Source organism: Bacillus sp. SRB_8 (assembly GCF_003264205.1).
Taxonomy (GTDB): Bacteria; Bacillota; Bacilli; order Bacillales; family Bacillaceae_G; genus Bacillus_A; species Bacillus_A mycoides.
Map to the genome: position 1 here is coordinate 1 of NZ_NADT01000022.1, position 10,200 is coordinate 10,200.

Consider the following 10,200-nt stretch of genomic DNA (forward strand, 5'->3'; position numbering starts at 1 on the left):
AATACGTTTAACTTAATGCATATCCCACAATCAAAGTTAGTGTTAAAAACACTGATAATAAAAGTGTTAGTAGAACTGTTACTATGCTTCTAAGCATTGAAATCCAATTATCTACTTTAGAGAATCCTTTCATACCAGCAAAAAAAGTTCCTATTGAAAAAATGAGTACAAAAAATAAGGCTCTGGTGCAAACCTCGAATGCTGTCAAAATACACACAAAAATATGAGATTAATTATGAACATTTAATCTTTACAAAGTATAAAAATATGGATTTTTATACTAATTCCCGAACAACTCATTTACATAAAAATATAACATTCATGTTGGATTATCTACGTAGTCGTTTTTGCACCAGAACCGGAATTCATCATTTTGATGAGAACATACTTATAATAAAAAGGCAGTTAGCAATAGCTAACTGCCTTGAGAACATTACATTCACGAATTTAAGGAGTGTAAATGTTTCGTGATTTATATATATTATGGGCATAGATTTCAATAATATGTAATGAAAGTTAAAATAGAGCAGTGTTTTTTATGAAATGCTCTATTCCATACAACTTGGGTAAGAAGCAAGTTGTACGGTTCTGGTGCAAAAACTTTGAAGTATATGAAAAGCGTCTATCAAACTTGGACATACTGATAATAGTACTTTAAAAAAGGATGTGATTGGTATGGAAAAGCAAAATCTATTCAAGTGGAAACATTATCAGCCTGAACTGATCTTATTAACAGTAAGATGGTACCTGCGGTACAATTTGAGCTTTCGTAACCTGGTGGAAATGATGGAAGAACGAGAAGTATCAATCGCTCACACAACGATTATGCGTTGGGTTCATCAGTATGGTCCTGAATTGGACAAACGGATCCGACGTTACCTCAAACAAATAAATGACTCTTGGAGAGTCGATGAAACATATATCAAAGTAAAAGGTCAATGGATGTACCTGTATCGTGCTGTTGAGTCGAACGGAAACACAATCGATTTTTGCCTAAACAAGACAAGAGATCATAAGAATGCAAAGCGCTTTTTCAAGAAAGCTTTGCGGTCTTTTCATGTTTCAAAGCCACGTGTGATAACGGTCGATAAGAATACAGCTTATTGGGGTACCTCATAACCTTAGCTTGATAGTGATGGGGTAGTACCACACATTCATCAACTTAAGGGTTTAGACTATTTTTAAAGTTAAAAGCACGTTACTGTTCTCTTATCCATAATTTGAATTATCACTAATTTTAACACTTTTATTCTTGGTCTATATTACTTTTTATTCGGATTTATTTCTATCGTTTGAATTTGGAATATATCGCTGTCTTTTATTCCTAGAACACGCATTTCTTCCTTAAATGAACGCCAGGGTTCAATTTTAATGGATTTAGTAGTTTTATCTAGTAGCGTATACTCATGAACGTAATATGATTTTTCGTTCCCCCTTAAAATAATTAAAAAACTGTAGGTGTGTAAAAATTACACATTAAGTGATGTTGATTAATCTGTGTTTAGTTGGTATTGCCTATAGTAATCGTAATATCTTTTTAAGGATAAGTGAGACTTAAAGCCGATTTGCTGCAGAATTTGTTCAAGTTTATTTTTCTGTTTAATTTTACTTAAAATAAAGGTGTTTCGGAAATGTTGAGCAGAAATTCCCTTTCGAAGATTGGCACGTTTTACTTCTAAACGAATCATTTTTTGAACAGAGATTTCAGTCAAAAATTTTGGTGCATCATCGTCATAGCTCCAATGATATGTTCCACGAGTAAAGTCAAAAGCAACAAATAGTGGATCACTGCTGTGGTATTTAGGACGGACAGGTTCAGGAATGGTTTTATAGTACTGGTATAAATGTAATTTATCTTCTTCTTTCAAATGGATTGTACGATTTATTTGTGAGTCTTGAGGAATAGATAACATATTAATCTCGAAATGAACATGCTTCATTTGCAAAGAAACAAGCTCCTGTAAAGATAATCCGTAATCTAAGAGTAATATAATAATAGAAAGATTGCGCTCTAATAACATTGGGCGTGTAGCTTTCTGTTTGTCAGTTAGCTCCGCTAAGGAAGAAACGACTTCTTTTAAACGTTTTTCTTCTTTTGAAGATATAAAATCTTTATCCCTTAATGATCGGTCGGGTTGATTTATTTGTATTACACCTTCTATCGGACTAGGTAAATCCAATGATTCATAAAGTCGATTCAGTGCATTATAAATACGGTGTATAGTCTTATCTGAATAGTGACGTTCTTCTTTTAAGTAATGAAAAAAATCTTTGAAATTTCTTTTGTTCAGGGATTTCCATATATCTTCATCAATGGTCCGATCGGTAGTTTTTAACCATGATAAAAAGTGTTTTATATCATACGTATATCTTTTGATTGTTGAAGTTTTTCTTCCTTTTTGTAATAAGTAATCAGTAAAGTGTTGTATTGTTTTTTCTAGATTTGTGGTAGACATATTTTTAACCACCTCATTTCGTGAATTTTGAAGGGCTTCTATTCTCGTCTTTTTAATTTACTTCTATTAATACTGGTTTGAATTACTTTCTATTTTCATGTCTTTTTACTACCCTGTAGAATGTAGGGCTCGTCATATTACATCTCCGCATCGCTTCAAGTGCTGAAATTTCTCCTTGTTTCCAATTTGTATACGCAAGAATGAATTCATCTGTAATTGCAGTTCTCGGTCTACCTAGATGTTTTCCTTGTTTTTGGGCTAAGTCAATCCCTTCACGTTGTCTAGTTTTAATCTTTGTGCGTTCTTCTTCAGCAAGCCAAGAAAGAATTTGAAGTACAAGATCTGTAATAAGAGTACCTAAACTATCTTTATATTGAGTTGTGTCAAGAAGGGGCATGTCTAAAACAACAATGTGTGCCTGGATGTTCTTTGTTATATCAGTCCATTCTTGAAGAATTGCTTCTTTATTTCTACCAAAACGATCTAAAGAATGAACATATAGAATATCGTCTTTTCGTAACATTCTTTTTACAAGTTGATATTGTTCTCGATTGAAATCTCTTCCACTTTGTTTATCTATAAAAATATCTCGTTCATCAGAAATAAATTGTTTCATTGCCTCAAGTTGACGATCTTCATTTTGATCTTTACTACTAACTCTTATATAACCAAATATTCGTACATTCAAAATATAAATACTCCTTTTGATAATGATAACATTTTACATTTACAATATATTTATTTAAATTATACCAAAAAACACTTCAAAAGGTATATAAAATTATTTAGTGCTTCAAAAATATGGTTTTATACTTTTTGAAGTAATAATTTTAATGAAATTATTACTACTAAAAAAGGTGTACCTTTTGGAATGAAAAAGAAAAATCAAATTTAGTGTTCTCTTCCATACAAAATAGATTATTCATTGAATATTAATTATTTTATTCTCCAGTTTTCGTTTCTTCTATTGCTTCAATTACATATTGTGGTTCTAGTGCAAAAACTTTAATAGACGTGTAAGTAATCTCTAAAACTTGGACATAAGGAATCTATTACTCTAGAAAAGGTATGTGGTTGGTCTGGGAAAGGAACATGTATTCAAATATATGTATTATCAGCTGATAATATTTTGTTAACGATACAACCTCAGTTTTCAAAATTTGGTAGAAATGATGGGGAAACGGGTTTTATCCATTTCTCATTCAACGATTATGCGTTAGGTTCATCAGTATGGTTCTGAATTGGACAAAAGAATCCGTCGTCACCTCAAACAAACAAGTGACCCTTGGGGAGTCGATGAAACATATATCAAATTAAAAGGTTAATGAATCTATTTATATCGTGTTATTGATTCGAAAGGAAACACAATTGATTTTTTCCTAAATAAAACAAGAGGCCAGAAGGCTACAAAGCGCTTTTTCAAGAAAGCTTTGAGGTCTTTTCATGTTTCAAAGCCACGTGTTATAACAGTCGATAAGAACCCAGCTTATCCTATAGCAATTGAACAGTTGAAAAAAGAAAAAAGCATACCTGATGGTATGCAACTTAGACAACAAAAGTACTTGAATAAAATAGTAGAATAAGATCATCGTTTTATAACGAAGCGATGATATTGTTCTATGCTAGGGATTAAATGTTTTGACACAACTACATCCATTTTTCCTAGAGTAGAAGCCATGCATATGATTAAAAAAGAACAGCTTGATTTACGGGACCAGTCTGTCCAAAACCAGAAAAAATTCATTCATCAATTGTTTGGACTTGCAGCATAAGATACGATTCCGTTAGGAATCTATGCGTTTTATTCTCTTTTATTTTTGTACCAGAACCGATTTTATTACTCAGTTTTCTTGTTTTGCTGTATCCACAGCACTGTTTTTTCTACGTCTATTTCTGAAGAAGGTTTATTTCCATATCGGATGGATTCATAAATAGGAATGATATCCCTGGTTCTACAAATTCTATATAACCATTGCTGTATGGACTCGTGAGAACGCCGTTTTTCATGTAATTGCAAGGTTTGTTCCCATTCAATCAATTTTATTCGCACCGGATCAGTGGGAAGTTGATTTAATGGTTTATTAATAATCCCTCCTTTTTTTTCTGTATTAATTTTTTGATTGCTTGTATGATATGTTTTTGGGTGGTTCCTTTTTTTGCGGATTTGTTTTCTAACATATTTATAAATAAAATAAACGATAATTAGAATACAAATGAGATAAAAAACTACAGTAATCCATGAATTGCTAAGTAGTAAAATTACAGAATTCAAGAAATTTTTTTCTTCTGCTATTTTTATTTTTCGATTGGTGTGAGTCTTTTGCTCAGTATCAATATATTCGACTTCATCCATAGGTGTTTCAGGAAGGTCAGTTTCTTTAAATTCCCTTATTGTCTCTTTATACTCTTTCTTGGGTGATTTCTTAAAATAATGTTCTTTAATCACTTTTTGTATGTGCACAACACTAGTGGACATAGTTATCGCACCAATTGAGAAAAAAATAATTATCAAAAATCTTGCACACCACAAGCCAATCTGTATATGCCCTTTACTATTGAACATGACATAAATCCCTTCTTATTCTTTTATTACAATCCATTTTTCGGTTCGATTATTTGGTTTCGGAGAAGTACCGATAATTAAGGGAATAGCATCTAATTGCTTACGACGAAAACCTGCCGTAAAAAAATAAGAAGAAGATACAGGAGTATCCTGTTCTTTAATGGAGGCAAGTACTTTTAGCGTGTTTTGTAACTGCTTTCTGCTATTTCCTAATTTAATGTGTAGCAATCCATTGTGACTTACGGTATTTATCCACAATTCATAAGAACAATCTTGTACTAAAAGTTGTTTGCACATACCGGCTGTTATTTCTATAAGTTCCTCTGTATCCTTTCTTATTGACACTCCGTTCTTATTTATTAAATTTAAATAGAGTGCATATTTATCAGATTGTGTTCGTTCGTATTTCTTTGCAGTTATGATTCCTGTTTTTGCCGTTGCACTCCAATGTATCGAGCGGAAATCTTCATTTTCATAATTTTTTATCCCTATTACATTCGTTTCATCGTACAATGGTGAAGATAGAGATTTTCGAAATCCACGCGACCACTCTTTTAATTCTGGTACTTGGATATTAGGTACAGCAGGAAAAATCAAATAAGCAGGTGTATCAATTTGACTATACGTTAGATGGCTCATAATGAGACCAAATGGATCAGAAATTACTATTTCAACTTCTTCCCATTTCCCGATTCCCCTTTTCAAGGCTATGGCTTGAATGTCAAATGTTCTTATCTCCTCTCCCTTCATATTGAATTTCATATAGTAATTTGAACCTGTACTTTGATTTTTGTTTAGTGCGTCATGGTTCCAACTTAGTCTATTATCGCATTTAAATCGAAATACTATATTAAATATAGGTAATATAGTATTGTTTGAAATTTTAATTGAACAAATATTTTTTTCTCCTATAAAAGTATTTGGACTACCTTGAACATATTCCCAATGCACATGAGATATTTTACGTACATAAACATGGACAAACAGTATTAAAAATATATATAAGAATACAAACGATAAAATCAATAGATTGCTTGAAAATATACATAACACTAGGGCAGCTACTGATACAACTCCTATCATAAGTGGCTCAGCTAATGGAGTGTAAATAAGTGTCCGTTTCATTGCGTATTCTCCACCGGAACATGAAGGCGATCGAGAATTTCATTTATAAGTTCCTCTTTTGTAGTTTTCATTTCACCTTCAATAGTTAAGGTTAATCGATGAGCACATACCGGTCTTACAAGTGCCTGTAAATCATCAGGAGTACAAAAATCTCTTTCTTTTAATAATGCACGAGCCTGAGCAGCTCTCATTAATGCTAGGGTACCCCGTGGACTGACACCAATTTCGATGAGTTCGTGTTTACGTGTCGCCTCAATAATTTCAAGAAGATACTCTTGAACGTCATCCCCCATTAAAACTTCTCTTGCTTGTTGCTGTAAAGCTAAGATTTCTTCGCTTGAAATGACGGAATGTAGGTTTTCTAAAGGATCATTTCTTTGGAATCGCTGCATCATCTCTTTCTCAGCCTCTCTAGTAGGATACCCTTGACGTATAGTTAATAAAAAACGATCTAATTGGGCATCTGGTAAAGGGAATGTCCCTGCTGATTCAAGTGGATTTTGCGTTGCAATAACTAAAAAAGGTCCAGGTAAAGTGTATGTGCTTTTTGCTATAGTAACTGTACGTTCTTCCATAACTTCCAATAATGAAGATTGAGTTCTAGGTACAGCGCGATTTATTTCATCGACCAATACTATATTTGCAAATATAGGCCCTAATCTCGTTTTAAATTCTGATTCTTTGACATTAAAATATTCTAACCCAATCACATCACCTGGTAAGGTATCGGCAGTAAATTGGATTCTTTGAAATTCGGCATCAATACTTTTAGCTAAACTTTTAGCTAAAGATGTTTTCCCAGTTCCAGGAACGTCTTCTAATAAAATATGTCCCTTTGCTATAAGAGCAATGGCCGCTAATTCAATCGACTCGTTTTTACCTATAATTACCCTTGAAATATTGTTGACTATTTTTTGTAATGTACTCATAAAATGCCCACCTATCTATCATCCTATTTTTTGTTTCGCTAAATCTTCCCAAGTTTGTAATTTTAGAGTATCGGTTATGTACCCACGACTGTTAACTATAATGGCTTGCGGGGCGGATCTTATGTTATATAACTGAAAAATATCAGGAGATACCGAGAAAGATAAATTATGGTTTTTGAATTTTGAAATGTAACTATCATCTAATTCTTTATTACTAATAAAGAAAATTTTGATATATTCAAAATTGTAGGTAGAACTAATTGAATCGACAAATCTTTTGCAAGTTGGACATCCTGATGAAATAAAAATTAGTAGTGTATTACTATTGGAATTTGGCCCAACTCTTAATTCTTGCTTGAATTGGTCTTTTAACTTAAATGGTGGTGCAGCCTGTCCAATCTGTAGTTCCGTTCTAAATTTTACATAAGATGAAGTGGCAATTACCCCAGCGAAAAATTTGATTTGATTTGTAAATTTAAACAATAACAATCCTTGAAATACTACTAAAATTGATAAAAGTATTAAAGCCATTAAGGTTATTGAATTGTTCATCGTATCCCCCCTTATTTATCATTAGTTGACTCAATTACCTCTATAAAGTCGTTCAAGCTTTTAATGATGTAAAGCATAAATCCCGCTTCAGCTATAACAACAATCCATAAAATAATAAAACCCACAATTAAAAATGTATCCATATATTATTCCCCCTTTGTTATTATGTTTCTAATATTGAGTTTGAAACTATATATGATTTTTATAGTTAAATATATAATGATTGTCAAAATTAAATAGGAATGAAGAAATAGAAATTGGTTATTAAAAGGGAAACTAAATACTTTATAATCAAAATTCAACCAAAGTATAAAAATGCTAATTATCATTATTACATTTCGGAATACCAACTTCTTTGATATTTTCCCATTGCCAACAACTCCCCCACAACCACAATCGATATTTGTCCTACCCCTAAATAGATTAATTGTTATCGCTATTGTATACATTAGCATTAATAACATCGCGAATATTAGGTTAATTTTAAGTAGCAATCCAATCAACAAACAGAGTCCAATTACCAATTCTACTAGGCTATCAAACCATGCAAATAATCTATTTGTGGATTCGGGTACTATATTATAGGAATGTACAATAGCGTAGTGTTGTTCAAATCTTAATAATTTATATAAACTAGATGTAATGAAAATATATCCAAAAATAAAGCAAGTCATATTAATAATTAGGTTCATAAATTTGCTCCTTTACTGTATCTTCTTTAGGGTCTATATACTTCTCTTTTTGTGAACTATATAGATTGAAATATTCACCGTGTAGATTCAATAATTCATTGTGTGTACCCATTTCGACTATGCCCCCGTCCTTCATCACTATAATTCGGTCAGCTAAATGGCATGCATACATTCTATGAGAAATAAAGATTGTGATTTTTTCGTTTGATATTTCTTTGAATTTTTCAAATAGATTTGCTTCGGTATTAGGATCTAGTGCAGATGTAGGTTCATCTAAAATCAGTATCGGTGCTGTTTTAATCAATGCTCTTGCAATAGCTATTCTTTGCCATTGTCCGCCCGATAAATCTGTACTATTGCCAAAGAGCCTTCCCAATTGAGTATTATAACTGTTTGGTAGTTTCGATATTAAACTATGTGATTCTGCAATTTTAGAAGAAGAAATTATGGTGTCTTCGGAAAACTCACAGGAACCTATTGAAATATTTTCTTTAGCAGTTAATTCATATTTAACAAAGTCCTGAAATATAACAGCTATATTGTTATATAAACTTTTCTTTTCTATTCTATTTTTATCTATTTCATCAAAAAAAATCGTGTTATTTGGAACTTCAAAACTTCCGATTAAGCATTTAATAAGGGTTGATTTCCCAGATCCGTTTTCTCCTACGATCACTAGCTTCTCGTTCGGATGAATATCAAAATTAATATTTTTTATTACCTTTTTTTCTGTTCCAGGGTATGAAAAAGATAAATTTTTAACCTGTATTCCTTTCTGTAGTGTTTTTGGAAACAGCTGTAATTCATTTGCAATACTAATTTCTTGTTCGTCCTCGTAGCCTAGTAACTCGTACAAATCGGTTATAAACAAATTTTGTTTATATATCTCCGCAAGCAAGGTTGCTATGGTATTTATTGAGTTTTGTGCAATTTGTACCGCACTATTTATTGAGACAAAATCTCCAATTTTTATTGATTTTCTAAAAATAAAAAATAGCAACAAAATTACTGTACCCATACTAATTATGTGATTAATAGAATTAAACAAGATTAATTTATTTTGTTGCCTGTTAACTTGCATTAAGATATCATTATTATTTGCTTTTAATGATTTAGACCATTTTTGAATTAAAAATTCATATGTTTGATTTAAACGTAATTCACGATTCGCTTGACGATTTACTAATAATGAAAAGATATAATTTTGTTCTCGTGCTTTTGGTGTCTGGAATTTCATCAAAAAGTAATTTTGTTCTCCAAATTTCTTTTGCATAATAAACAGCGGGATTGCTGAAATTATGCTTAAAAAAAGAAACAACCAATGAAATTGTGCCAAAAATAAAAGGGTGGATACTAAGGTAATACTATTTTTTGTGATTTCTATAATTTTCAATATAGGATCTAAAAATTTATTCCCTATATCCCCCTGAACTCTTTGAAGATGATCATAAAACTTATTATCTTCAAAATATTGATACTTTACCTTTAACACTTTATTTGCAATTATTTTTTTTATTTTATAGTCTATTTGTTGCTCCAATTTTATATTTATCGTTATCTTATACTTATCTAAAAAAGTAGAGGTTAAATTAATTAAAAGCTGTAGAATCAAATAGATAATCACATTGGAGATTACTTTATCATTAGAAGTAAATAATTGTTGAATCGAATTCAGTAATTTTTGAGTAATAATTAAAGTAAATAATGGTAAAATCCCTTGGAATATATTTATTAATAGAATACAGATTAGTTCTATTCTAGCTGTAGACCACACTAGTTTACTAGAATTTAATAGATATTCAATCCGCATAGTCCACCTCATTTTTCTGAAAATTTTAAAAAAACTAAAAATATTATTTCGTTCCAAATTATAACATGTTATA

The 10,200-nt window shown here is 31.3% G+C and carries 11 protein-coding genes and 2 pseudogenes; 2 read left to right on the forward strand and 11 right to left on the reverse strand.

Annotated features, from left to right (window positions below; genetic code table 11):
- Positions 1–7 precede the first annotated feature (7 nt).
- Positions 8–217 (reverse strand): hypothetical protein, encoded by a 210-nt coding sequence (locus B5P40_RS33620; RefSeq protein ID WP_113709756.1) that lies wholly within the window; start codon positions 215–217, stop codon positions 8–10.
- Between the two features lie 458 nt (positions 218–675).
- Here B5P40_RS33620 and B5P40_RS20485 point away from each other — a divergent pair.
- Positions 676–1,104 (forward strand): annotated as a pseudogene (locus B5P40_RS20485) (IS6 family transposase); the annotation flags it as partial.
- 158 nt (positions 1,105–1,262) lie between these two features.
- Here B5P40_RS20485 and B5P40_RS33625 read toward each other — a convergent pair.
- From B5P40_RS33625 to B5P40_RS20500, 3 genes are all read right to left on the reverse strand, one after another.
- Positions 1,263–1,442, reverse strand: coding sequence for a hypothetical protein (locus B5P40_RS33625; RefSeq protein ID WP_105590122.1), 180 nt, complete (start codon positions 1,440–1,442; stop codon positions 1,263–1,265).
- Between the two features lie 48 nt (positions 1,443–1,490).
- A complete protein-coding gene (locus B5P40_RS20495; RefSeq protein ID WP_113709757.1) occupies positions 1,491–2,456 on the reverse strand; it encodes a tyrosine-type recombinase/integrase in 966 nt (321 codons plus the stop codon).
- An 82-nt stretch (positions 2,457–2,538) separates the two neighbouring features.
- Positions 2,539–3,144, reverse strand: coding sequence for a recombinase family protein (locus tag B5P40_RS20500; protein ID WP_078177308.1), 606 nt, complete (start codon positions 3,142–3,144; stop codon positions 2,539–2,541).
- A gap of 391 nt (positions 3,145–3,535) precedes the next feature.
- Here B5P40_RS20500 and B5P40_RS20505 point away from each other — a divergent pair.
- Positions 3,536–4,228, forward strand: a pseudogene (locus B5P40_RS20505) (IS6 family transposase).
- A 65-nt stretch (positions 4,229–4,293) separates the two neighbouring features.
- Here the strand turns inward: B5P40_RS20505 and B5P40_RS20510 are convergent.
- From B5P40_RS20510 to B5P40_RS20535, 7 genes are all read right to left on the reverse strand, one after another.
- Positions 4,294–5,019, reverse strand: coding sequence for a hypothetical protein (locus B5P40_RS20510; protein WP_113709758.1), 726 nt, complete (start codon positions 5,017–5,019; stop codon positions 4,294–4,296).
- 15 nt (positions 5,020–5,034) lie between these two features.
- The gene (locus B5P40_RS20515; protein ID WP_011983439.1) at positions 5,035–6,144 is read right to left on the reverse strand and encodes a DUF58 domain-containing protein; all 1,110 of its coding nucleotides are present in this window, start codon (positions 6,142–6,144) and stop codon (positions 5,035–5,037) included.
- A complete protein-coding gene (locus B5P40_RS20520) occupies positions 6,141–7,073 on the reverse strand; it encodes an AAA family ATPase (protein WP_011983440.1) in 933 nt (310 codons plus the stop codon). The genes B5P40_RS20515 and B5P40_RS20520 overlap by 4 nt, the downstream gene beginning before the upstream one ends.
- An 18-nt stretch (positions 7,074–7,091) precedes the next feature.
- On the reverse strand, positions 7,092–7,625 hold the full coding sequence (locus tag B5P40_RS20525; RefSeq protein ID WP_011983441.1) for a TlpA family protein disulfide reductase: 534 nt from the start codon (positions 7,623–7,625) through the stop codon (positions 7,092–7,094).
- A gap of 11 nt (positions 7,626–7,636) precedes the next feature.
- Complete coding sequence (locus B5P40_RS33630; protein ID WP_002052178.1) at positions 7,637–7,768, reverse strand: hypothetical protein; 132 nt, start codon at positions 7,766–7,768, stop codon at positions 7,637–7,639.
- A 3-nt stretch (positions 7,769–7,771) separates the two neighbouring features.
- Positions 7,772–8,317 carry a MauE/DoxX family redox-associated membrane protein gene (locus tag B5P40_RS34180; protein WP_011983442.1) on the reverse strand — a complete coding sequence of 182 codons (546 nt, stop codon included), beginning with the start codon at positions 8,315–8,317 and terminating at the stop codon, positions 7,772–7,774.
- Positions 8,301–10,200 (reverse strand): ABC transporter ATP-binding protein (locus tag B5P40_RS20535; RefSeq protein WP_258402166.1); only part of this gene is annotated, 1,900 nt, incomplete at its 5' end. The genes B5P40_RS20535 and B5P40_RS34180, both read right to left, overlap by 17 nt.